17 protein-coding genes and 2 tRNA genes are annotated in these 24,947 nt (G+C 43.1%); 15 read left to right on the forward strand and 4 right to left on the reverse strand.

All coding sequences use genetic code 11. The annotated features are described in order from the left end of the window. The first annotated feature begins 11 nt into the window (after positions 1–11). From murD to FXZ76_RS02340, 6 genes are read left to right on the forward strand one after another with little or no spacing between them, the layout of a single operon-like run. The gene (gene murD, locus FXZ76_RS02315) at positions 12–1,310 is read left to right on the forward strand and encodes a UDP-N-acetylmuramoyl-L-alanine--D-glutamate ligase (RefSeq protein ID WP_079535541.1); all 1,299 of its coding nucleotides are present in this window, start codon (positions 12–14) and stop codon (positions 1,308–1,310) included. Further along, positions 1,303–2,814, forward strand: coding sequence for an FtsW/RodA/SpoVE family cell cycle protein (locus FXZ76_RS02320; RefSeq protein ID WP_079535544.1), 1,512 nt, complete (start codon positions 1,303–1,305; stop codon positions 2,812–2,814). Before murD ends, FXZ76_RS02320 begins: the two co-directional genes overlap by 8 nt. Positions 2,815–2,826: 12 nt before the next feature. Beyond that, on the forward strand, positions 2,827–3,921 hold the full coding sequence (gene murG / locus FXZ76_RS02325; RefSeq protein ID WP_079535545.1) for an undecaprenyldiphospho-muramoylpentapeptide beta-N-acetylglucosaminyltransferase: 1,095 nt from the start codon (positions 2,827–2,829) through the stop codon (positions 3,919–3,921). A 24-nt stretch (positions 3,922–3,945) separates the two neighbouring features. Continuing rightward, the gene (gene murC, locus FXZ76_RS02330) at positions 3,946–5,355 is read left to right on the forward strand and encodes a UDP-N-acetylmuramate--L-alanine ligase (RefSeq protein ID WP_079535547.1); all 1,410 of its coding nucleotides are present in this window, start codon (positions 3,946–3,948) and stop codon (positions 5,353–5,355) included. Positions 5,356–5,365: 10 nt separating this feature from the next. Next, positions 5,366–6,304 (forward strand): UDP-N-acetylmuramate dehydrogenase, encoded by a 939-nt coding sequence (murB, locus tag FXZ76_RS02335; RefSeq protein ID WP_079535549.1) that lies wholly within the window; start codon positions 5,366–5,368, stop codon positions 6,302–6,304. A 12-nt stretch (positions 6,305–6,316) separates the two neighbouring features. Further along, positions 6,317–7,402, forward strand: coding sequence for a cell division protein FtsQ/DivIB (locus FXZ76_RS02340; RefSeq protein ID WP_079535552.1), 1,086 nt, complete (start codon positions 6,317–6,319; stop codon positions 7,400–7,402). Here the strand turns inward: FXZ76_RS02340 and FXZ76_RS02345 are convergent. Then, positions 7,399–8,634, reverse strand: a complete 1,236-nt coding sequence (locus FXZ76_RS02345; protein ID WP_079535555.1) for a glutamate-cysteine ligase family protein — start codon at positions 8,632–8,634, stop codon at positions 7,399–7,401. The genes FXZ76_RS02340 and FXZ76_RS02345 overlap by 4 nt on opposite strands. A gap of 121 nt (positions 8,635–8,755) precedes the next feature. Here FXZ76_RS02345 and FXZ76_RS02350 point away from each other — a divergent pair, with 121 nt between their 5' ends. The 8 genes from FXZ76_RS02350 to pknB all read left to right on the forward strand — a co-directional run bounded on the left by FXZ76_RS02350 (position 8,756) and on the right by pknB (position 21,724). Further along, entirely contained in the window at positions 8,756–10,936 is a 2,181-nt protein-coding gene (locus FXZ76_RS02350; RefSeq protein WP_079535558.1) for a transglycosylase domain-containing protein, read from the forward strand. Between the two features lie 68 nt (positions 10,937–11,004). Further along, complete coding sequence (locus FXZ76_RS02355; protein WP_079535561.1) at positions 11,005–11,505, forward strand: hypothetical protein; 501 nt, start codon at positions 11,005–11,007, stop codon at positions 11,503–11,505. A gap of 2 nt (positions 11,506–11,507) precedes the next feature. Further along, on the forward strand, positions 11,508–13,925 hold the full coding sequence (locus tag FXZ76_RS02360) for a U32 family peptidase (RefSeq protein WP_079535564.1): 2,418 nt from the start codon (positions 11,508–11,510) through the stop codon (positions 13,923–13,925). Positions 13,926–13,979: 54 nt separating this feature from the next. Then, a complete protein-coding gene (locus tag FXZ76_RS06410) occupies positions 13,980–15,305 on the forward strand; it encodes an FhaA domain-containing protein (RefSeq protein WP_231961731.1) in 1,326 nt (441 codons plus the stop codon). 33 nt (positions 15,306–15,338) lie between these two features. Next, complete coding sequence (locus tag FXZ76_RS02375) at positions 15,339–15,752, forward strand: FHA domain-containing protein (RefSeq protein ID WP_079535566.1); 414 nt, start codon at positions 15,339–15,341, stop codon at positions 15,750–15,752. Next, positions 15,752–16,936 (forward strand): Stp1/IreP family PP2C-type Ser/Thr phosphatase, encoded by a 1,185-nt coding sequence (locus tag FXZ76_RS02380; protein WP_079535569.1) that lies wholly within the window; start codon positions 15,752–15,754, stop codon positions 16,934–16,936. The genes FXZ76_RS02375 and FXZ76_RS02380 overlap by 1 nt, the downstream gene beginning before the upstream one ends. A 3-nt stretch (positions 16,937–16,939) precedes the next feature. Continuing rightward, on the forward strand, positions 16,940–19,702 hold the full coding sequence (locus FXZ76_RS02385; protein WP_079535572.1) for an FtsW/RodA/SpoVE family cell cycle protein: 2,763 nt from the start codon (positions 16,940–16,942) through the stop codon (positions 19,700–19,702). Positions 19,703–19,819: 117 nt separating this feature from the next. Beyond that, the gene (pknB, locus tag FXZ76_RS02390) at positions 19,820–21,724 is read left to right on the forward strand and encodes a Stk1 family PASTA domain-containing Ser/Thr kinase (protein ID WP_079536860.1); all 1,905 of its coding nucleotides are present in this window, start codon (positions 19,820–19,822) and stop codon (positions 21,722–21,724) included. Positions 21,725–21,876: 152 nt separating this feature from the next. Here pknB and FXZ76_RS02395 read toward each other — a convergent pair whose 3' ends face one another. Further along, positions 21,877–23,118: an MGDG synthase family glycosyltransferase gene (locus FXZ76_RS02395; protein WP_079535574.1), complete on the reverse strand. Its 1,242-nt coding sequence runs from the start codon at positions 23,116–23,118 to the stop codon at positions 21,877–21,879. Between the two features lie 101 nt (positions 23,119–23,219). Between FXZ76_RS02395 and FXZ76_RS02400 the strand changes: the two genes are divergently transcribed. Beyond that, positions 23,220–24,212, forward strand: a complete 993-nt coding sequence (locus tag FXZ76_RS02400; protein WP_079535576.1) for a glycosyltransferase family 2 protein — start codon at positions 23,220–23,222, stop codon at positions 24,210–24,212. Between the two features lie 452 nt (positions 24,213–24,664). Here the strand turns inward: FXZ76_RS02400 and FXZ76_RS02405 are convergent. Both FXZ76_RS02405 and FXZ76_RS02410 read right to left on the reverse strand, forming a co-directional pair. Continuing rightward, positions 24,665–24,741: transfer RNA gene (locus tag FXZ76_RS02405), tRNA-Arg, on the reverse strand. Positions 24,742–24,752: 11 nt separating this feature from the next. Continuing rightward, positions 24,753–24,840, reverse strand: a tRNA-Ser gene (locus FXZ76_RS02410). Between the last annotated feature and the right edge of the window lie 107 nt (positions 24,841–24,947).

Here is a 24,947-nt window from a genome sequence, read left to right on the forward strand (position 1 = left end):
GAAGGTCAAAAATGAAAATGAAACATAAATGCTCACCAGACAATTTGGGCAACGTGCTAATTCTTGGGGAAGGAGTCACAGGAAAAGCCGTTGAAGACTATTTAGCAAAACAGCCCAATCGTGCATTGACAGTCGATGTCGTGACTGAAGAAGAACTTGCTAATTCAACAAAATCATATGATTTGTGCATTGCAAGTCCTGGCATAAGCGAATTTTCTGATTTTTATGTAAAAGCAAAAATGGTTTCTCGCGAGGTAATCAGTGAAGTTGAATTTGCCTATCGTGAATCGGAAATTGATTCAAAATGGATTGCCATCACAGGCACGAATGGAAAAACAACGACGACCTCGCTGACAGAGCACATTTTGACAGTGGCCGGCATCAATGCAGTTGCCGTTGGCAACATTGGACAAACTTGCATTTCTCAAGTTGACGGGCAAACAAAAGTCTATGTTGCTGAATGCTCATCATATCAGCTTGCTTCAACCTCAAAATTTGACCCTGACGCATGTGCGATTCTAAACATAACACCTGACCACATTAAATGGCATGAGGGTCTTGAAAACTATAGAGATGCAAAGTTCAAGATTTTTGCAAACTTAAGGGACAACGCTGATGCTTTAGTGTTTTTAGAACACCATCTTAAGTCACAGATCCCTGGCATCGATTCTTTCGCATGCAAGGTTGTGACCGACAAAAATTCAGACAAAGTAGGGATGGTCGCTTCTCTGGCAGAAGGCATGAAGATTAAAGGCGAGCACAACATTCAAAATGCAGTTTGCGCCGCAGCTCTCACTTCTTTTATGGGTGTTAGTGATTCAACGATTAAAGAGGCGCTGTTGTCATTTAGCCCGCTTGAGCACAGGATTGAGCCTTGTGGGGACATGGATGGAGTTGCTTTTTATAACGATTCGAAGGCCACAAATGTAGATTCAACAATTAAAGCGCTTTCCGCTTTCCCGCAAGGACGTGTGATTCTTCTTCTTGGTGGAACCGATAAAGGCTCTGATTTGACGCCTCTCGTGAACGAGTGCAAAAGACCAGCGGGTTGCGGATCTGTTGTTTCAACCGTTATTTGCTATGGCGACTCAAAAGCGCGTTTTTTAAAAAGTTTCAAACAGCTAGAAGACGAAGGGATTCCTGTTTTGGAAGCGAACAAATTATCAGATGCTTTTGCCCTAGCTGTTAAGAAAGCAAGTGATGGAGACAGTGTTCTTTTGTCGCCAGCGTGTGCGTCATTTGATGAGTTTAGTGGTTTTGAGGAAAGAGGAAGGCGCTTTAAACAGCTGGTGGAGCAGCTAAATGCTTAGAGATTTTCTCTCCAAAACATACTCTAGAGAAGTTTATATCGGCATAATCATTTGTTGTGTGGTTTTGCTCTGCACAATTAGCCTGGTGATTCTTTATTCAGTTACGAGCTATGGCTACATTGCTGAAGATGCTTCCCCAATTACTGGCTTCAGGTCACAGGCTGCATATGTTTTTTTTGGGGCTCTGGTTTGTTATCTCTTTTATAAATTTCATAGCCTTGTGCAGTTCACCTATCGTTCCTGGATGGTTTTTTTAGGGATTGTTGTTATGGCTCTCATATATTGTGGAGTTTTTGGTGTTAGCGCTCATGGTGCGACGCGTTGGATTCCAATTGGGCCAATCACAATTCAACCTGCGGAATTCTTGAAGCCAGCGATTCTTCTTGCTGCTACCTATATTGCCTCGCGTTTTAACCGTGGCTCCATTGGTTATCTCAAGTTGTTTGCTGAATCTGCAGTGTTTGTTGTTTTGCCAATTGCTGTTCTTCTTTTCTTTTGCAATGACATGGGCAGCTCTATGATTTGCCTGTTCTGTGTACTGTTTGTTTATTACCTGGCAGGTTTTAGCGGAACGTTAATAATAGTTCTTCTCGGTATAGTTGCTACTGCTATTTTAGCAACCTCGTTTTTTGGAGACTCTTTTAGGTCTGCACGTTTTGTTTTTCTCAATCCTTGGGATGATGGGCAGAATGGCATGGGTGATGGTTATCAACTAATCAGGTCCTATTATGCAATTGCGTCGGGTGGTTTTTTTGGACGCGGAATTGGTGCATCTCATGAAAAATATGATTATCTTTTCGGCTCCGACAACGACTTCGTGTTCTCAATCATTTGTGAGGAACTGGGTCTTCTTGGTGCACTTGTAGTTCTTTTATGCATTGTTGCTATTTTTGTGTGTTCATGCAAATTGGCTAGCATGCAAAACGGAGTTGAATCTAAACTTTTAGTTTATGGTGCAGCTTTCCTTATCGTCTCACAATCGCTAATTAACATAGCTAGTGCAGTTGGTTGTTTTCCTACGACTGGTAAACCACTGCCTTTTGTTTCGGCGGGTGGAAGTTCAGTTATAGCTTCGTTTATTCTGCTTGGATTTATTCTTTCTTTCGCTAAAAATGCAGAAATTGAAACAGAACATGACAGACGCCGTGGTGACATTCAAATTTACACAAGAACAAGTGACCACGCAACCTCCAAACAAAAGAAGCAATTTTGTTCTGCGCTCACAGATTCTAGTGTGAATGCAGGCTCACGCAGCCATCCGAAAGGGAGAGCGAACGACTTGGGAGACAAAAGAAACGATTACGCTCGCATCGATTCTGGGCATTCTGGCGCACAGAGACGAGCTGACTTGCGGGGTGGGTCGCTTGGTTCTTCACGCAACAGACATTCTTCTATTGAATGGACCGATTCTCTTTCACGTTCAAGTGAGAGACGATCGACAACTAAAAATAAGGACTATTCTAAAGAAATAAAACAGCCAAGTTTTTTGGATAAAAAACGATAAAGAGGTGTTTCTATGAATGTTGTAATCACTGGAGGTGGCACTGCAGGACACATTTACCCTGCTTTAGCACTTGCCGATGAACTAACTGCTCGTGGGGCAAAGGTTTATTATGCAGGAACCCCTGCAGGCGCTGAATCACGCTTGGTCCCGGCGGCGGGTTATGAATATGTGGCATTTGATGTTTCTGGTTTTGATCGCTCAAGACCTTGGACGGCTTTGACTGCCTTGAGAAAGGCAAATAAATCTAAGGTCAGAGCGACTTCGTGGTTAAAAGAAATTGACGCTAATCTCGTTGTTGGATTTGGAGGCTATGTTTCTGTTCCAGTTGTGCATGCTGCTCAAAAGCTGAGGATAAAAACTGCAATTCACGAACAAAATTCAGTTATGGGACTTGCTAATGAAGAATTGAGCAAACATGCCGATGCAGTGTGTTTGACCTATGAAAACACAGCTAATAAAGTAAAAGACAAATCAAAGGTGGTTGTTACTGGAAATCCTGTCAGAAAGGAAGTTTTGAGTGCAACGCGCGAAGAGGGAATTTATGAGTTCGGTTTGTCAGAAACCTCAGAAGTCTTTCTAGTTTTTGGAGGTAGCCTTGGCGCAAAAACAATTAATGAGACTATCGTTAAATTAAAAGATCAACTACTTAGTGTCGATGGACTTGAAATTATTCATGTTGCTGGAAAGCGTGATTATGATTGGGTTTGTGAGTGTTTAAAACTCAATGAGGACGAGAAGAAACGCTATCACTTGCTCGATTATTGTTATGAAATGCCAAAAGCACTCGCTTGCGCCGATGTGATTCTGTCGAGGGCAGGAGCCACTTCTTTAGCTGAAATTTCTGCAAGAAAAATACCAGCGCTTCTTGTGCCTTTCCCGCATGCAACGGCCGACCATCAAACAAAAAATGCTGAAGCGTATGTGGACGCTGGTGCCGCCTATTGGTGCAAAGACGACGAAGTTGGAAGTGTTTCTTTTCTTCAACTTCTTTTTGACATCATTAAAAACAAGGAAACTCGCGAGAAAATGAAAATAGCTGCCGAGAGTTTTGGCACCGTGGACGCAACCGCAAGGCTCGCTGACACTGTAATTCAATTGATAAAATAGAGTGAGTCGATTTTGGAGATGAACATGACTGACACAAATCAAACACATAACAAACTTCACTTTATTGGAATCGGTGGTGTTGGAATGAGTGGACTTGCTCGCATTGCCTCTTCTCAGGGGATACGCGTCAGCGGGTCAGACATGAAAGCATCACGTTTTACCGACCAGCTTGAGAAAAGTTGGATTCCTGTGTCTATTGGGCAGGATGCAAAAAATGTGCCTGAAGGCGATGATGTCGCTGTTGTTGTCTCCACGGCAATCATGGATGACAATCCTGAACTTGTTGAAGCAAAACGACGTGGCTTAAAAATAATTCACAGGGCTCAGCTCTTGGAATATCTTGGACGCAACTTAAAAACTCTTGCTGTTGCCGGCACTCATGGAAAGACTACAACAAGTTCTATGCTTGCTTGCGTTCTTGATGACATGGGGCTTGATCCAACTTTTGTTATTGGTGGAATGGTTTTGGCCTACAACACCAACGCTCGACCAGGCTCTGGTGAGTTTTATGTTGTTGAAGCAGATGAGTCAGACAAATCTTTGACTTGTTTGAGCCCCTATGCAGTAGTGGTTACAAGCATTGAGAGTGACCATCTAGATCATTACAAATCACTTGATGAAATATATGAGAAATTTGGTCAATTTATTGCAAGTGTTCCTGAAGGAAATCCAGCAATAGTTTGCGCTGATGATGATCGATTGGTTAAATTGGCAAAAGCTAGCACGAAAAACGTCATTACCTATGGTTTCTCAGAAGATGCAGACGTTCGCATAATTGAAAGCGAACGCGCTGGTGTTGGCTCTGTTTTTAAGGTCCAGCTCAAAAACGGCGAGGTTGTTGACAGTGCAATTATGAAAAATCCAGGCACTCACAACGAACTTAACGCAACAGCCGTGCTTGCTTTAATAGAGTCACTTGGTCTCGATGTTGAGATGGCTGCAAAAAAACTCAGAAATTTTAGCGGCGTACATCGCCGTTTTGAACTTGTTGGAAGCGCGAACGGTGTGACAGTTATTGACGACTATGCGCATCATCCTACTGAGATTAAAGCCACCATCAAGGCTGCTAAAGAGCTTGATTTCAACAAAGTACACGTGATTTTTCAACCGCATCGCTACACTCGCGCAAAACTATTCTGCGATGTTCTTGCGAAAGAGTTTTCAGAAGCGTTTGATGATGCAGATTCAATCATTTTCACTAACGTTTATGCTGCAGGAGAGACACCTATTCCAGGAATCTCTGGAGAAACTTTCCTTAACACAGTTTTGGAACACACAGGACATCCAGATGCTGAATATGTTCCCCGTCTTGCTGATGTGGCGCCACACATTGCCAAGAAAGCTAAAACAGGAGATCTTGTGATTACGATGGGAGCTGGAGATATCACCGAGATTGGCCCAATGATATTAGACGAAATTAAAAAAGGAAACTAGACTAGATAAAATGTCACACAGCCAGGCACCAAAACACGCAAATGCTTTGAGCGCGCTGTTTTTGGACGATAGCTTTGATTGCGAGGTTTTGTTTAATGAACCAGCTTCAAGGCACACTACATATCATTGTGGTGGTCCCTTTAAATTTTTTTGCACAGTAAACACTATCGAATCTCTGCAAAAATTATTGCGCGCTTGCGATTCAACAAACATGCCTTTTTTCATGATCGGGAAAGGGTCAAATTTGCTTGTTTCTGACGAAGGCTTTGATGGCGTTGCGTGCTCTTTGGGTCGAGATTTCAGAAAAGTAAACATCGATGAGGAAAAATGCTTGATTACAGCAGGGGCTGGGGTTTCGTTTGCAAAAGTGTCACAGTTGGCTTTTAATAACATGCTCTCTGGCTTGGAATTTGCTGTTGGAATTCCTGGGACTGTTGGTGGCGCACTTGGGATGAATGCAGGCACAGGCGGTGTTGGCTTGTGCGATGTTATTTCTTCAGTCTCTATTCTTGATATTAATAATGACTATCGTCTAAAAAAAATTTGTAAAGACGATTTTAATTTTGGATATCACTATTCAGAAATTCAGAAAATGGGAATTGCAGTTGAATGTGAAATTGAGCTCAAGAAATGCAAAACTTGGGATTTAAAAGTTCACATGGAAGAAAAGCTTAAGAAACGAAACAAAACTCAACCTGGTGGTCACAATTGCGGAAGCGTTTTTAAAAATCCAGAAGGAGACAGCGCAGGCAGATTAATCGAGCAAGCTGGACTCAAAGGCACACGCATCGGTGGAGCTGAAATTTCTGAGTTACACGCAAATTTTTTCCCAAATGTTGATAATGCAAAATCGCAAGACATTATGGATTTAATTAGGTTGGCGCAAACTGAAGTGAAAGAAAAGTTTGGAGTCTTGCTCGAGCCAGAAGTCCAATTTTTGGGTTTTTAGCACTGGAGTTTTTTGGAGAATAACACACATAAAGGCAACCCTCGCGCAAATAACCCGCGTGCAAACTCTTCGCAGACGAAGGTCTCCTCTTCTGTTGCTCGTTCACGCGCTATTAAATCAGATGGCTTGGCAAGGTCGGGGAATCCTAGGGCTAAAAAAAACGAAAAACCTGTAGCTCTGGAAGGGTTTAGTCAGTCAAGCGTTTCTGAAATCAAGAAAGAAGCAAACCGTCAAGAAAAAGAATCTAAAAGAACTGCGGTTCGTGAAGAAAAAAGAGCAAAAAAAGAGAGAAAAGCTTCTGAAAAGAGGGAACACAAAAACAAGCCATTTAATTTAAAGAAGTTTTTAATAGGTTTGTTTTTACTTGCACTGGTTGCATCGGCTGGTGCTTTTGTTTACTTAGCAAACTCTGATGTGCTTGAGATTACAGAAGTTGAATATGTTGGAGCCGACCATCTCACGCAGGCTGAATGTGAGGCGCTAGCGCCAAGTCCTGTGGGGCAAAATCTTTTGACTTTCGACAGTAACAAAATTGAGAATGGTTTTCTGCGCGACGCATGGGTCGATGGTGTCGAATTTAAGCGTGAATGGCCACATAAATTAAGCATTGTCATTAAGGAAAGAAAAATTGGCGCAATTGTTGACTTTAATTCAGGTGCAAATCAAACCCCACAGAGCTGGGTTATTACTCTTGATGGCACTTGGATTATGGCAATTCCTGACAAGGATTCTGAGACTGGTCAGATGATTTCGCAAAAGATTTATGAAGACTCCGAAAATGCGGTTCACATTAAAGATTGCCCAAATGGGATAGCGCCTGAAATCGGTGGCAAAACAACTGATGATTCTGTTGTTAATGCACTAAACATCCTAAATGGCTTTTCGACAGATTTAAAAGATCAAGTGAAGTCAATTTCTGTGCAAAATCTTAATGCAACAACACTTCGCCTAAAAAATAATGTAGAAATTGCATTTGGCACTTCAGAAAACATCCGCGATAAAGAGCGCATTGCAAAAGAAATAATGGAACAAAATGACAAGGTGGTCTATATCAACGTTCGTTCCACCGACAGGCCAACTTGGAGAAGCGCAAGCTAAAGTTGGATAAGTTCGTCGGCTAGAGTTTTTTTGTTAGAAACAACGTCGAATAGTGGTTCTAGATATTTCTTCTCGTCTTTATCTAGTCCCAAACTAGCGACATCAAGAAGTTTCTTGCAAGCCGTAGTTGCTGGCATTCCATACACTTCCCCTGAAAGGCCTTTTTCTTCGAGATTGCGCTTTGCTTCTTCAAAAGATGTTTCTGATTGAGGGCCAAAATAATCTTCTATGCTTGAAAGTGCTTCTTCTGAATAGAAAATGCCTTTGATTAAAGCCACATATGCGACTTCCATGTTGGTTGGAAGAGCATCGGCTGGGCGGATTTCGATGAAGTTTTTTAGCCTCACATCATTGAACAAATGTGAGCATGCTGCTGCACAATCGTCGTTACTCATTTCTTTGTCGCCATAGACTTCGCTCGTGGTTTTGTTTGTTAGATGGCCATCATCTCCATCCATCTCAAACATCGCCTGAGTGTTAAGGACGAGTTCTGCACATTTTTCGAAGTTAAAAGAATCTTCAAAAATGCCTGGCATGGCGCCGCATCGTCTTGGATCGCAATCTTCCCATACCTGGGTGCGCATGATGTGGTGCGTTCGCTTCTCTCCTTCAAACATTGGAGTGTTGTCACACAAAATTGCAAAAAGTGGTGTTAAAACATATGCAAGACGCAGTTTGCGAATGCAATCGGCTTCGCTTGAATAATCAATTGATACTTGGGTCGATCCAGTTCCTCTCATCATGCGAATGCCTTTTGGCGAGTTTTTCAAGAAATATTTAGTCATTAACTCATATCTAACTTTTGGAATGATGACGAGTTCTTCTGCTTTACATTTTGGGTGATAGCCAATTGCGAGCATTTTGATGCCATGAGGCTCTGCAAGTGCATTTACTCGTTTTTGGAAGGTTTCAAATGCTTCAAAAACTTCTTCTAGCTTTTCAAACGGACCAGCGGAAAGCTCGAACTGGCCAGCAGGTTCAAGAGTGATTGAATCGCGTTCGTTTTTTATGCCGATAAGATTTTTTTGTTCATCTAGGATTTTTTCTGGATAGAACTCTAGCATGTTTTCCATCAGCCATTTTTGACCGAATTCATCGAAGTATTTAACCTGGGAATTGTCGTCATAAACAAGCGTGTACTCAAGCTCGACACCGAGTTTTTGGGAGTTGCTTTTAATGCCGCTCTTATAAAAATTTACCATGCTCTCTACATGGTTTTCGTAATTATGCATGCTTCCTCCAGTCTCGAAAGTGGTCACATGCTAACCTGCAGTTCATTATAAATTAAGCGGAAATGCCGCTTTTGTTATAATTTTTTAATTGTAAAAAATAAAACAGGGGAGTTATTTTTATATGGCTTCACGAGCTTTAAAGGGAAGAAAGAACGTCCGTAAGCATGATGTTAAAAGTGGCTTTTTAACCTTTTTACTTGTTCTTTGTAGCATTTGCGTCGTGACAGGAATAGGCATCTATTTCATGTGCGATGCTTGGCTTAAAGACATCCCAGACTATTCAAATTTAAATCAGCTGAACAATTCTGAAACATCGACTGTTTATGCAAGTGATGGTGAAACTGTTTTGGCAGAATTCCAACTTGAAAACAGGTCGCCAGTTTCTCTTGATGAAGTCAGTGACTACGTTAAAAAAGGAACTGTAGCAACAGAAGACGAACGTTTCTACAACCACAACGGCTTTGACCTCTATGGAACAGGCCGTGCATTGTTTAACAACATTTTTGGTGGGAGCCTTGAAGGCGGCTCGACAATCACGATGCAACTTGCAAGAAACACTGTCATTTCTGATGAGATGCAAGACATTTCAATTAAACGTAAAGTACGTGAAATTTACATCGCTCTTAAGATGGAGCAGCTCTACAACAAAGACGAAATTTTGAGACTGTATTTAAACACCATTAACTATGGTTCTGGTGCATATGGAATAGAAGCGGCTTCGGAGCGTTATTTTTCAAAGCATGCAAACGAGCTCACTTTAAATGAGGCCGCAACGTTAATTGGCATCCCTCAGTCGCCGACATACAACAACCCAATTGATAACATGGAGCAGTGTGTACAAAGGCGCAACCTTGTTTTAACTCGAATGGTTTCAAACAACGTTATTACGCAGGAAGAGGCCGACGAGGTTATGAATCAGGAAATCGAGCTGAATCCAAGTGAGCCTTCGACTAATGGTATTCATCAATATCCCTATTTCACAAGCTATGTTCGAAACCAACTCACTAACAATTCTGAAAAATATGGCTTGACTTCAGCTGATTTGTGGGGAAGTGGTTTAAAAGTTGTAACTACTCTTGACCTTGAGTGTCAAAAAGATTTAGACGAAGCTTCTCAGCAGAAGGCTGATTCGGCAGGATTTCAAGTAGCAAGTGTAGCGCTAGATTCAAACACTGGCTACATTAAGGCAATACATGGTCAGGGAAATTATGACGAGTCGCAAGTTAACCTCGTTACAGGTGATGGCACGAATGGACGTCAGGTTGGTTCATCGTTTAAAGTCTTTACACTAATTGCAGCTATAGAGGCTGGCATTGATCCTAACACGATGGTTGACTGCGGAACCTCTATTACAATGAACGGTTCTGTGATTACTAACTATGGTGGTGCAAATTATGGAACGAGATCAATATCGTCTGCATTGGCAGTTTCTTCAAACACAGGTTTTATTCGACTTTGTAATTATGTAACACCTGCAAAAGTGATTGAGGTTGCAAGGCGAATGGGAATTACGGCTGACTTGCCTGATGTTCCAACGTTGACACTTGGTGTAGCTTCTATAACACCTCTTCAAATGGCGGGAGCATATGCTTCTATTGCAAATGGCGGCACCTATTATGAACCAGAATGCGTGTTAAGAATCACCGACCAGACGGGAAAAGTTTTGGTTGATAACTCAAATCCTGTTGGAAAGCGTGCGATGTCAGCCGAAGTTGCATATGCTGCTACTGAGGCAATGAAGACAGTTGTTACAAGCGGAACTGGTGTGTCTGCTCGCCCATCTACACAAGTTGCTGCAGGAAAGTCAGGAACATCTGAAGACCACAAAGACTCCTGGTGGATTGGAATTACTCCACAAGTGACGGCAGCATTTTGGATGGGAGACTTTACAGAAAACTACACTGATGCCCGATCGACATATTCCACGGTTGAAAGTGCATTTAAAGTGTTTATAGATTCCTATCTGAGAGGACAACAAAGCAAAGATTTTCCTAAGGCATCAAATCCGCCTTACATTGCTAATTTTAAAGACGCAGCTAACCACATTGGAATTGGTTCTTCGTCAGACAACAGCGACAAGTCAAGTAATGAAAACAATCAGAACTCTCGAAATGAGCAAACCACTTCATCTCAGGACCAAAGCTCAGGTGGGACACCTGCCGGTGACTCAACTGGTGGCGACACTGGAGGTGGTGATGCTGCCGGAGGTGGTGGCGGTGGTACCGGAGGTGGTGGTGACGCCGGAGGTGGCGACGGTGGTACCGGAGGTGGAGATACTTCAGGTGGTGCAACAACTGGATAGTTGAAGTATTTTTAATGTTTTCCGTGGTTAAATGTGTTTGGTGAAAATTAATTCTGAGAGGTCTTTGAATGAAAAATAAAGCATTTAATTTAGCTTTAGCTATTGTGATTTTGTGTGCTGGATTTAGCGTTGTGGGATGTAGTGGAATTTCAGGTACTGGGAGTGATAACCAACAAAAAACTCCAATTGAACAAGCTCGCGACTATGTTTCAAGTCTAGATTCCTGTGCTGCCGATTTGTCTTCAAAATATGATGAATTGGTTGAAGCCTACACAAAAGACGATACAGTTGCTGTGAGATTAAAAATTGAAGAATTAAAAGACATTCTTGATAAAGCTGCTAATTTGGAAGTTCCACCTGCACTCAAAGAGGAAGGAACTAAATATCAATCGGCTTGCAACGACTTGAAAGAGGCGCTTTCTTCCCTTGAAGAGGCTTCCAAAACTTCTAAGTCTGGGCAGAATGTTGACAGCTTAATTTCTGATGCTTCAAGTAAATATGAGTCGGCAGTTCAGACCTTGAAAGATGCAGATGCAGCTATTCAATCTAAGCTTGAAAAGCTCAAATAGACATGAATGTGCCAGAATTACTTGCTCCAGCTGGTTCGTTAGCTGCGCTAAATGCTGCGGTCAGAAGTGGTGCCGATGCTGTTTATTTAGGATTAGATAACTTTAACGCCAGGAGAGGCGCCGACAACTTCACATTAAAGACTTTGTCTGATGCATGTGATTATTGTCATTTGCGCGGAGTTAAGGTTTATGTGACAATCAACACTCTCGTTATCACACGTGAACTATCGTCTTTAATGTCGATGATAAATGGGGCAATTGACTGCGGCGTTGATGCGTTTATCGTTCAAGACCCTGGCATTTGCAATGCAATTTCTTCTCATTTCGGGCCTGATTATGTTCATGTTTCCACACAAATGAACATTCACAATGTCGACGGAGTTTATGCTGCAAAAGCACTTGGTGCTGGAAGAATCACTCTTGCGCGTGAACTATCCCTTGGCGAGATTGAAGAAATTGTGAAAGTTGCCCATGATCTAAGCATTGAAATAGAGTGTTTTGCACATGGTGCGATTTGTGTTTGCTATTCTGGACAATGTCTAATGAGTTCATGCATTGGAGCGAGAAGCGCCAACCGCGGAATGTGTGCTCAGGCGTGTCGTTTGCCCTATTCTCTTCTTCGTGGAGATGAGAAAAAGCTTTCTTCAAAAGAAACTGATGTGCATCTTCTGTCGCCAAAAGACATGTGTCTAATTGACGATTTGACTTCAATTGCAAATGCCGGAGTTGATTCAATCAAGATTGAAGGCAGGATGAAGTCTCCTGAATATGTTTCTTCAGTTGTTGAGGTCTATCGTGCCGTTTTGGATCGCATTAAAAAAAGTGGCGAAGCAAACAGCACCACTGCTGAGATCAATGAGCTAAAAGCATCTTTTTCTCGTGGCTTTACTGATGGATATTTGCATGGCGAGCGCGGAAATGATTTTATGAGCTACGCTCGACCAAACAATCGCGGCTTGTTTGTGGGCCGCATAAAATCGAAAAGAATTTTGGGTGAGAGACGCGTCCAGCTCGAAATTGAATCTGACGTCTCTCTTTTTGCTGGCGACACAATTACCGTTTGGACAAAGCATGGTACAACTGCAATTGTTATTCCGAATAACATTTCAACTAAAGGAAAACGTTTTAAATTTGAAACTGACATAAATTGCAAAGATGTTCGTGAAAAAGACCGAGTGTTTAGAGTTAGATCTGCAGAAGATGAGTTCCATGAGAACTTTTCAGAACCTCGACTTCCAATTTCTGCATCACTTGTGTTGGAAATAGGACAACCTTCCCGTCTCACTGTAATCAGTGGAGAAAAGTCAGTTTATATAGAAGGTTCTATTGTGGAACCTGCTAGAACTAAAGTTGTTTCACGAGAGGACGTTGAAGTCCATTTTAATCGCCTTGGAAACACCGATTTTTATCTTGATGAATTTGAATTAATTCTTGATGATGGCGTGGGCATTGGTTTTTCCGAGATTCATCGCCTGCGTGCTTCTGCGATAGATAAGTTGAGGCAGCTTCTTTGTGAGCGCGAAAACGTTTGTGCAGAGATTTCTTCTTCGAAGATTAAGAGTCGCAAGAAAAGCGCTGAACCTGTTGTTTGCGCAATTGTTGCTAATGCCGAAGATGCTCGTCTGGTGAGCAGAGCCGGCGTTGTGCCATATGTTCAATCTTTCCATATCAAGCACGGGCAAGGAAGCCGTGAAGGTGCTGTTTTGGCAGAGCCAACACAAAGTTCCTACCCAAATGATGTAACAGTCATGGCTCCTTTGGTTTCGCGTGATTCTTTTGGAGATTCCCGAGAGAGAAAGCTAAGTTTTGACACTTGCGAAACTGTTGCGAAAGCAACCAGAGTTTATTGCGACGACATTGCTCATGTTCTAAAGGCGAAAGCTAATGAACAGCAGTTTGAGATTGGTCAGTTTTTCCCCGTCACTAATGACTGCACTGTTGATTTAGTCAATAAAATGTGCCCTGAAGTTGTGTGGATTTCACCTGAGTTAAACATGGCACAAATTGCTGATGTAGCCTCAAAAATAGACAGTGAGGTTGGCGTTTTTGTTTGTGGTCCACAACGTCTCATGACGACTGAACATTGCATTTTGATGAGCGAGGGTCCTTGCAATGAAGATTGTCCAGGTTGCAGGAGACGCAGGCAAAGGCACTTCCTTCACGACAGAAAAGAAGTTGATTTTCCTGTAGTTAGCGATTGTTTTGGGCGAAGCACAATTTATAATTCGGTTGATTTGGACTTAACCCCAAATTTGATTGAGTTGATGAATGTCGGCGTTAGCCGTTTTATGATTGATGCAACTTTAATGCCGCAAAAAGAGTTGACTAGAACGATTTCTCGCGTAAAAGAAGCTCTGAAAAATTCACCTAAGAGCAGACAAAAGAACACGACGTCTGGCCACCTTTTTAGAGGTGTGTAGTGCAAATTGTGGGAAAATTGAACAGTTAAGGAAGAATGACAGGAAAGGAAGATCATGGGGATCTTTTCAAAGTTCGAAAGAAAAGTTGAAGACAGCGTTGAAGGCGCAGCTTCTGCGTTCGAAAAATCGGCGCTCACTCCTGTTCAAATAACAAAAAAAGCAGAAAAACAAATGAAGCGTGAGAAAGTTGTTGGCAAAGGCAGGCAAATCGCTCCAACGCTTTACACTTGTCTTGTTTCTTCTGAAGATGACGCTAAGCTTTTTGGCTATTACCCCACGCTAGCTGGGGAAGTTGAAACATATCTCGCAGCAAAGGCCGATGACAACGGGCTTTCCCTAGACTGCAAACCTTTAGTGAGATTCGTTGCAGACCCTGAACTTCGAAAGGGGAAGTTTGATGTGATCGCAGAGCTTGTGGCTCCTCAAACAGTTGAAGAACTTCGTGCTCAGGAAAACGAGAGATATGGAATTGCTACACCTGCAACTGTTTCTCCCTCTTCAAAAAGGACAGTCTCACCTGGCTCTGTTCAGGGTGATTATCATCAAATACCAGTGTCACAACAGCGAGAGAATCCTCGTCTTGCTCAGTCGGCAAAAAAGCAGGTTGATGCCGTCGCAGCAGTTCCATCTGTTGTGCCTGCGCCAGTTGTGCCCTCAAACGTTATGACTCCTAAGTTTCCTGAAGTTGGACAACAGTCCCCTGCTGCTCGTGCACAGGCCATGACAGAGCAATCAAGAATCCCATCGGTTGATGTTTCGTCGGCAAAAGCTCAACCAAATGCCTCGGCCGTCTACAATGTTCAAGCTAATGTGCAGCCAGCAATTCCCTCTGTCGATGCCCCGATTGCTGATGTACAGCCAGACATTCCTTCGGTAGACATGCAATTAAAACCTGCTGTGCCTTCTTTTGATGACCGTTTTTCGGGATTGGATGTCATGAATGATGATGTCTTTGTTCAGCCACAACCTAAGCAGGTCGCGCCTGTGCAAAATTCGCAAATTGCACAAGTTTCACAGCAAATGGCCGCAAACCCCCAGCAAGATGTTTCCCAAGAAAGAACAGTTGCTGTTGCACCTCAGGCAGTGCCTGTTCAAACTAACGTTTATTTCTACGATGAAGAAAATGACATTGCCTATTCTTTGACTGGCGGTGTTGAAAGAATTGGTCGTGAGTCAAGCAACGACATTGTTATCTCTGACATAAACGCATCGCGCACGCATGCAGAAATTCACATGGAACCAAATGGCACTTGGATAATTTCTGACCTTGGCTCAACTAATGGACTTTATGTAAACGGAAGAAGAGTGAAATCGGCCCCGCTAAACGATGCCGACATCGTTTTAATTGGAACAACACGCCTTGAGTTCCAAATTTTGTAGGCAATGGATTTCCTTATCTTAATAAGGTTTTAAATGATTGACGTAATTTTGCTCATAGGCAGGCTTCTTTTCGTTGCCATTCTCTATCTTTTCTTGTTTGCGCTTGTGAAAACAGGAATTGGAATGGTGAAGGGCACGAACTCTAAAGAGAAGAAGTGGAATTTGAGTGTTGAAACAGGCCCGAAGGAACTTCGTGGTGTAAAGATTGTTGTCACAGGACCAGTTATTGTTGGGCGCTCGCCTGGAGCTGACATTGTTATTGCGGCAAGCTATGTTTCAGGACGTCATGCTAAGTTTAGACTCATGGGGCAAAATCTTTTCGTCGAAGATCTTGGTTCCACGAACGGAACATTTGTTAACGGGAACAGAATTTCTGCGCCAGCCGCGCTCAAAAATAACGATGTTGTTAGCGTTGGTGACGTTTCGATTAGGGTGCGTTTCAAATAATGACAGCGATTGGAAAACATTCAAAGCACGGCATTGTTTCAAAGTTGGGAGAACCAAACTTTGGATCTCGCACTGACATCGGACGTGTTAGGGAGCACAATGAAGATTCTTTGATTGTCAAATATCCTCTTTATGCTGTCTTTGATGGCATGGGAGGACACGCTGCTGGAGAAGTTGCGAGTGAAATTGCCTCGAAGGTTGTGTTTGAGCGCGCACCTGAATCGCTTGATGCGAATGCTTTGGGACAGGCCGTGATGGATGCCAACCTTGAGATTATTCATGCGGCGGCCACTGGTGTTGGCAAGAAGGGCATGGGAACAACTTGCACGGCTGCAATGTTAATGGGAGAGACACTCATCATTGCGCAGGTTGGTGACTCACGTTGCTATCTTTTACACGATGGTGAGCTTTCTCAGTTGACGCGCGACCATTCCTATGTTGCAAATCTTGTAGAACAGGGCGCAATAACAAAAGATTATGCCCGCGTTCACCCCGATCGTTCAAAAATTACACGCGCCCTAGGAACCGATCCAAACATGGTTCCAGATTTATATGAATTAAATGTTTCGTCGGGAGATCGTTTGCTTCTTTGTAGCGATGGTCTTTATTCAATGATTACAGACGACGACATTGAGCACATTTTAAATGCCGAAACCGACCCACAAGATGCAGCAGATCGACTTGTTCGTGAGGCTAATGAGTGGGGAGGGCACGACAATTGCACAGTCATTGTTGTCGATGTTTCAGGTTTTACAGAAATAAAAAAAAAGAAAGTAGCTCGCAAAACTAAAGTAGGGGCAGGCATTGTTGTTTGTCTGCTTTTTGCAATTTTGGGAACTGCTGGTTGGGCGTTTAATAACTGGATTTCAAACGCTGCCTATCTTGCAGAATGCGACGGGAAAGTTGCAATTTACCATGGCATTGTGATGGGGGATGTTGGTGGCAGAACCGATAACCTTGGTGAAATCAGTGATGTTAACATTTCGGACCTTGATTCGGGTGTTGCCGAAAGAATCAGGCGTGGTGAAATTAGCTACAACAACTATTCAGAGGCTCAAGCACTTGTGAAGTCATATAAGCAAAACATTGATACAAAAAAGCAAGACGAACAAAAGAAAAAAGATGCCGCAAGCGAGGCGACGGCACAAGGCCAAAGTGCCGAGATAAACAAAGAAAGCGAGTAATTTATGAAGCGCAGAAACATGGAACTTCTGCTTTTGTGTATTGCGGCGCCGATTGTGATTGTTTTGTTCGCAATGCTTGTTCTTGTTGGCGGGCAGGAGTTGTCTTTTAACACTCTTGGCGTTCCAATTGGCATCTTCGCTGCTTTTTTGGCGGCTCATTTTGCTGTTCGGAAACTTGCGCCAAACGCCGACCCTGCGATTCTTCCCATCACTTTTGCGCTATCAGGCATCGGAATCGCTTTTGTTACGCGCCTCGCACCTGAATCAGCAGGTCGCCAGCTCATGTGGCTTTTTGCAGGTGTTGCAATCCTCATTCTAATTTTGTGGCTTGTTAAGTCGCTTGATAAGCTTGCTGAATATAAATATACATTCATCATTGTTGGTATTTTGCTTCTTTTAGCACCAATGCTTCCGGTCGTTGGCTCAGAAGTGAATGGATCTAGACTCTGGATCGAAATTGGTGGTTTTTCTTTTCAGCCTGGAGAACTTGCAAAAATATGCATTGTGATTTTTTTGGCGGGCTATTTAGCTCAACATCGGGAGATGCTCTCTATTTTTTCATGGAGAGTTGGACCCTTTCGCCTCCCATCGTTAGCGACGCTGCTGCCTCTCATTGTCATGTGGGCACTTGCTTTTATGGTTGTCGTTCTCGAAAAAGATCTTGGTTCGGCGCTAGTTTTATTTCTCGTGTTTCTTGTTGTTCTATACATTTCAACAGGCAAGAAGTTCTACATTATCATCGGTGTTTTGTTGGCAGGCATAGCTGCTGTTCTCCTTTATCATTTCTTCTCGCACGTTCAAGTGCGTGTGCAAATCTGGCAAGATCCATTTGATGATGCGCAGGGCACTGGATATCAACTTGTGCAAAGCATTTATTCTTTTGCTGACGGCGGAATTTTTGGCGTTGGAATCGGCAAGGGACTTTGCACTAGCATTCCATATGTCGAGAGCGACTTTATTTTCGCAGCAATTTGTGAAGAAACAGGTTTGCTTGGCGGAGCGGGAGTTCTTCTTCTTTATTTGTGTTTTGCAATTCGAGGTGTGTGCATTTCGGCACGTGCCAAATCAGACGTCTCTTGTTTTTTGGCTGCTGGTTGCACTGCAATCATCGTTCTTCAAGCTTTCATTATCGTCGGCGGTGTAACTCGCCTCATACCAATGACTGGCATCACTTTGCCTTTCATTTCCCAAGGCGGAACATCGTTGATTTGTGGCTTTATTATTGTGGCTTTGCTTTTGAAGGCAGGCGAGGAAGGCACCGGCATCAACAGTGAGATGAAGACGAGCGTTATGCACCGAGCCTCTGATTCTGGAGTTCTTGGTCGTCATGCCTTGTCGAAGCGATTGACAGTTCAAATTATTATTTACAGTGCTTTGTTTGCAGCACTTGTTGCGAATTTGACATATCTAATGGTCATAAACGCCGACAGCATTAAAAGCATGCCAAGCAATAACCATTCAATCACCAAAGAAGCTACCACCGAGAGAGGCACAATTTCAACATCTGATGGAGTTGTGCTTGCTCGCAGTGAACAGCAAGATGACGGGACCTACAAGAGAGTCTATCCATCAGGCAATTTGGCAAGTCATGTTGTTGGCTATTATTCTTCGCGTTATGGAACGAGCGGAATTGAGGCATCGTGGAATGACGCGCTAAAAGGTGACAGCAATTTGGCGACGTTTGATGATTTGCTTAAATATATGATGGGCACTCACACATCGGGTAACGATGTTAAGTTGACACTAAACTCTTCTGTTCAACAGGCTGCTCAAAATGCACTTTCTGGCTACAAAGGGTCTTGTGTTGTGATTGATCCAACAACAGGCGAAGTGCTGGCAATGGCATCTTCTCCGACATATGATGCATCTCAAGCAGAAGATGTTCTTTCTAGTTCGGGAAACAGCGATGATTCTTCTTTGTTGAACAGAGCAACAAACTCGCTTTCGTCTCCTGGTTCTACGTTTAAAACGGTCACGCTTTCTTCTGCATTTGAAAACGGGGTGGCAGATGAAGACACTGTGTTTTCTGCTCCTGGATCCATAGAAATCGGCAATGCTAAAGTCACAAACTATGCAGGCGCTGGTTATGGAGATGTAACATTGAAGCGTGGTTTTGAGTATTCCTTGAACACAGTGTTTGGACAGCTGGGCACACAAATTGGCGCTCAGAGGCTTGTAAAAACTGCAGAGAACTTTGGATTTAACGATGAAATTGACTTTGACCTGCCTGTACTCACAAGTTTGATGCCTGATCCAAGTGAAATGACAGAGTGGGAGACTGCGTGGGCGGCAGCGGGTGAGCCTGTTGGACAACACTCAAGTCCAGCTGGTCCTCAGACCAACACATTCCAAATGGCACTCGTGGCATGCGGCATTGCTAATGGTGGAACTATCATGAAACCCTATCTTGTCGAAAGCACCAACAACGCTAACGGTGAGATTTCCTACACCGCAAAACCAAAAACATACAAAAATGCAGTTTCTAAAGAAGTTGCTGATCGTGTCCTCGAGTGCATGAAAGGCGTTGTAAAAGAAGGAACTGCGACTGGCGCTTCTGTGCCAGGGGTTACTGTTGCTGGCAAAACTGGAACTGCCGAAAACGCGGGGCGCGAGGCCGATTCTTGGTTCATAGGAATTGCCGATGCCGATGGCGCTAAAAATGTTGTGGTTGCATTGGAGTTAGAGCAAGCTGGCGAGGGAGCGGCGACTTCGCGGGTCAAGCAGGTGATTACGGCTGCTCTTAAAGCTCAAGGAGTTATCAATTAGGAAAAAGTTTGTGTTGGAGGCTGTGATAAAATTTATCCACAGATAAGCGTCACTTTTAAACACAAACAAGCAAAAAATATAGCACGTGTGAGGGGTAATATGACTGCTACATCATCAATGACAGGCAAAATCCTAAACGGAAGATATGAAATTGGCGAGCGCATTGGCGTCGGCGGAATGGCCGAGGTTTACAGCGCACAGGACAATGTTTTGGGGCGCATAGTTGCAGTCAAGGTAATGCTTCCTCAATATGCAAATGATGATGATTTTGCACGTCGTTTCCGCCAGGAGGCAGCAGCAGCTGCAAATCTTCAATCGCCATATATCGTCAATGTTTATGATTGGGGACACGATGCTGGCACCTATTTCATTGTTATGGAATATGTTCGCGGAAGTGACTTGAAGAGCGCAATTAAGCAACGCGGAGCAATCAACCAGCGCAAAGTTGCAGAAATTGGCTCACAGGTTTGCCAGGCCCTCACGGTCGCCCACTCACAAGACATCATCCACAGAGACATTAAGCCTCAAAACATAATGATTCAGCCTGACGGAAACGTTAAGGTCATGGATTTTGGCATAGCAAGAGCTAAAAATTCGTTATCAGAAAAAACAGGTAATGTTTTAGGCACGGCACACTACATTTCCCCTGAGCAAGCCCAGGGCAAAGATGTTACTGCTGCTACTGACATTTATTCACTCGGCGTTGTTATGTATGAAGCTGCCACAGGCAAGCTTCCTTTCGATGCACCCGACGCAATGAGCGTTGCCTTGATGCAAGTTCAAGATCAGCCAATGAAGCCATCAGCCATTAACCCTGATCTTGATCCTGCTTTAGAGTCGATTATTTTAAAGGCAATATCTAAGAACGCAAGTGGTCGCTATTCAACTGCTCATGACATGAAAATTGCCCTAAACGATTATCTTGCAGGCAGAATGAATCCTTCATTCACTCAAGCAAGAACTAGCGTCATTCCTCCTGCAATGGGAGTCGTTCCTGTTGGTGGTGTGGGAGACCACACAGAAGTCATGCCTGCTATAAACAATTCAGAGGCATCAACATCTGAGCAGGCGCCCAGAAATTATTCAAAGAACAACACAAGTTCTGGCATGTCTAAAGGCAAGAAGGTTGGCATTGCTGCGGCGGTTGTGGGCGCTATAGTTGTAGTTGGACTCGTTTTGGCAGCTCTTTTGGGTGGCGGTGGTGACAAAATCGACGTTCCCGATGTCACAGGAAAAACCACTGAAGAAGCTAAACAAATTATCGAAGATGCCGGCTTTCAAGTTGGATCAATGGATTCTGCCTATGACACAAACACCGAAGCTGGTCACATATCTTCCCAAAGCCCTAAAGGCGGAGAGAAAGCGGCTAAAGGTTCGAAGATTAACTTAGTCGTTTCTCAAGGAACTGAAGAAGTTGAAGTTCCTGATTTGAAGAACAAAACGCTAGAAGAGGCACAAAAAGAGATATTAAAAGCAGGTTTTGCTCTAGGATCAACAACAGAGGATAATTCTGATGATGTTGATAAAGGCAAGGTCATGAAACAGTCGCCAGAAGCTGGAAAATCTGTCAAAAAAGGATCGACCATCACTCTCGTAATTTCAAAAGGTGCCGAGGAGGTTGAGGTGCCAAACATCGTTGGAATGTCAGAGAGCAATGCTCAAAAAACACTTGAGTCCGTCGGTTTGAAATATCAAAACAATGGAACCCAAGCAAGCGACAAAGATGCTGGCTATGTAATTTCTCAAACTCAAAGTGCAGGCACTAAGGTTAAGAAAGGATCAACCGTTGGCTGTATTGTTTCTTCTGGACCAAAGGTAGAATATGGTACCGTTCCTTATGGTCTTGAGGGAAACACTAAAGAATCGGCCGTAGCGTCTTTGAAGAATGCTGGCTTTGAACCGAATGTAAATGACTTGAACCCTTCTTCTTCGGGTCAAAAAATTGTTAAATCTGTTAGTCCGTCTGAAGGCACTAAGCTTGAAAAGGGTTCAACTGTAACAATAACAGTTGATAGTGAGTGAGTTTTCTTTAGCGCATTTTTTTGCTGGCATTTAACTTCGCATCAAACTGAAGGATTGCAATTGGTTTGATGAGATTTTGTTTTCCTGAGTGCTTGAGTCACTAACGCGACTAGCTTTAAATTTCTGTGATTGGGTTTTGCACTGATTGAACGCTATCTTGGATGGACTGGTTTGTTACCTATGTAGATTTTAATGAAATGACGCCGTGGCTTCCCGTTCTTCAGTGTTTGGTTTGCTTCATCGATTTTAAGAAGAGTTTCTCTTGCAATGTCAATTGAAGCATTTGGCTTTCGAATGTTCATTGCAGCATATTTCAGTCCGTCGTGTGCGTGAGGGTTTTTGTCGGTCTGCATGAGCGTAGACCAAAGCTCACGAGATGTCGTGACATGAACAGCGGCGCCAGCGGCGGTCAGCATTTTTACGTTAGCTTTTTCTTGGCCATATGCGCGGCAAGTGAGAATCATAGGCGTTCCGGCACACAAACACTCTGTTACTGTCATGCCTCCTGCTTTACACACCACAAGATCGCACGCGTTTAACAGCATTGCCATTTGCTCGACATATCCCAAAACGGTTATGTTTTCTATGCGATGCTTTTCTTTAAAACTTTTTAGTTCCCGTTTCATTTCTGAGTCTTTGCCTACAACAATCACGAAGTGCAAGTTTTTAAACTCTTGCATGTGTGGAACAAGGTTTTCAATTACTTTTTTTATGTGGATGTATGGTTGCAGAAGTGAGGCGCCTGCAATCGTTAGGACTAACTTCTTGTTAGCAGGGAGATTAAATTCTTTGCAGACTTCATCTCTGTCATATTCCTGGATGAATTCGGGATTGGTTGGCATGCCAGTGATTTTTATTTTGTCTTCTGGAATGTGCCTTGCACGAAGAGTTTCTGCCATTTCTTCATTTGCCACACAAAACAAATCGGTGTAGGAATGAGGCCATAAACCCTCAACTTCATAGTCGGTTGGGACGCAAATTATTGGGAAGTTCTGTTTTGTTATTATTTTTGCGCCCACAGCTGCGTTGGCCGCAGTAATGTGTGTACAAATTATTGCTGCAGGTTTTTCTTCTCTAACTTTTTTTGTAAATTTCGGAAACATTACGTGAGCAAAAGAAGTTCCGCCGCCCCACAAAATGCGTCCTGTGAAAGTGTAGCGCCAAGTTATGTCATAAATTGGGCGTGTTGCACCTGTGAACGTAGTTGCATATTTATTACCATCGAATTTTATTCTTCCATAATCGAGAATGTCAATCATCTCGGGCTCATAGTCAGCGGCAACACCCGCTTCTTTTTGAAGCATTTCTGTAGCAAGAGATATTGCATGAGCGGCTGTTTTGTGACCTGAGCCGACTGATGCGTGCGATACATAGATTTTTCTTTTATCCTGCATGACTAAATTTTATCGCAAGGGCATGTTAAACCGCAGGTCTGCAAGCGGGCTTTTCCATTTATAATTTATTCGTCGTATTTACTCTACAAAGCGAGCTATAAATGAATCCAACTATAGACAACAAAAATAATTCTCTTTCTGAGGAAAAATTGGCAGTCGCAAGGCGGGGTGTGGGCGTTGCTGTTTTGGTTCCCTGCTACAACGAAGCCTTGACAGTTGGCAAGGTTATTGATGATTTTAAAGAAGCTTTGCCTGAGGCTGATATTTATGTTTATGACAACAATTCTTCCGACAAGACAGCAGAGATTGCTTTGGAGCATGGTGCAATTGTTCGCCATGAATGTCGTCAAGGCAAGGGCAATGTTGTTCGCCAAATGTTTCGTGACATTGATGCCGACTATTACATTATGGTTGATGGTGATGACACCTATCCTGCAGAATTCGCTACTGATTTGATTGAGCCTATGGTTGCAGGATATGCCGACATGACGGTGGGAGATCGTCTTTCAAACGGCTCCTATGGAGAAGAAAATGATCGTGCTTTCCATGGATTTGGGAACAATCTTGTGCGTTGGCTCATAAAAGTGATTTATGGCTTTGCTTTTGATGACGTTATGACAGGCTATCGTGGAATGACAAGAACATTCGTAAAAACAATGCCTGTCATGTCTAAAGGATTTCAAATCGAAACAGAACTCTCGATTCATGCTGTAGACAAAGGATGGAGAGTAGTAGACGTGCCAATTGAATATCGTGATCGTCCAGAAGGAAGCGATTCTAAACTAAACACGTTTGAAGATGGTGCTAAGGTTCTAATGGCTATTGCATCTTTGTTCAAAGAAAATAAACCGATGGCATTTTTTGGATGGCTGTCACTAATTTTGCTGGTTGTCGGATTGATTTTTGGAATCCCTGTTTTTGCAGAGTTCTTGAAAACGGGAATGGTTCCACGATTCCCAACTGCTTTTTTATCGATGGGAATTGTTATGTGTGCGGTCGTCTCGTTGTTTGTGGGGCTCATTCTTGACAATGTTGCTCGAAGCCACCGCCGTCTTTGGGAACTCGAAGTCTATCGCGTTGAACACGAACGTTAAAACATTGGCTTTAAGCTGGCAATTTAATTCGCGAATTTTTCATTTTATTGCCCTCGGGCTTGATGATCTCACTTCTGGTTTCTGCCAGGCTAACACCCCTTTTATTGCGTGTATTGTAAGCTAAGGGTCACAGATAACCTTTAGGCCTGCGATTACCAATGAGCACACATTTACATGCGCTGTTTCTTGAAAACTCGACGCAAGAAGCAGTGATTTAATGGGCGAATAACTTGGCTGATAGCTAACCTTAAACGATCAGAAATCTTTGGATATAAATGCATAAGTGCTGTGCACTGCTTCAAGAATTTAGAGTGCAGATGTGAAGTTTGCTTGGTCGTGGCGATATGAGAATCTGTTTTTGACAGCAGATATAGCAGTGTTAACGCTAGGTTTTTGAAATTTAAACATCTAGTTGTGTTTGTTTGAGTTGTTTAACTGTTTGGGGATTTAGATGGTGCGCCCGGAGGGATTCGAACCCCCGACGGTCTGATTCGTAGTCAGCCCCTCTATCCAGCTGAGGTACGGGCGCATATTTTATAGTGGCGGAGGAGGTAGGATTCGAACCCACGGTACGTTGCCGCACAACAGTTTTCAAGACTGCCGCCTTCAACCGCTCGGCCACTCCTCCATGCGACTTAATAGCATATCACAAGTTTTGCCAAACATTGACAGAGTTATTTTTCTTTGTTATAAATATTTTGTTATTAAAAGACACCTTTGCAGTTTTTGGAAGAG

Source organism: Phoenicibacter congonensis, from assembly GCF_902386915.1.
In the GTDB taxonomy this organism is placed as follows: Bacteria; Actinomycetota; Coriobacteriia; order Coriobacteriales; family Eggerthellaceae; genus Phoenicibacter; species Phoenicibacter congonensis.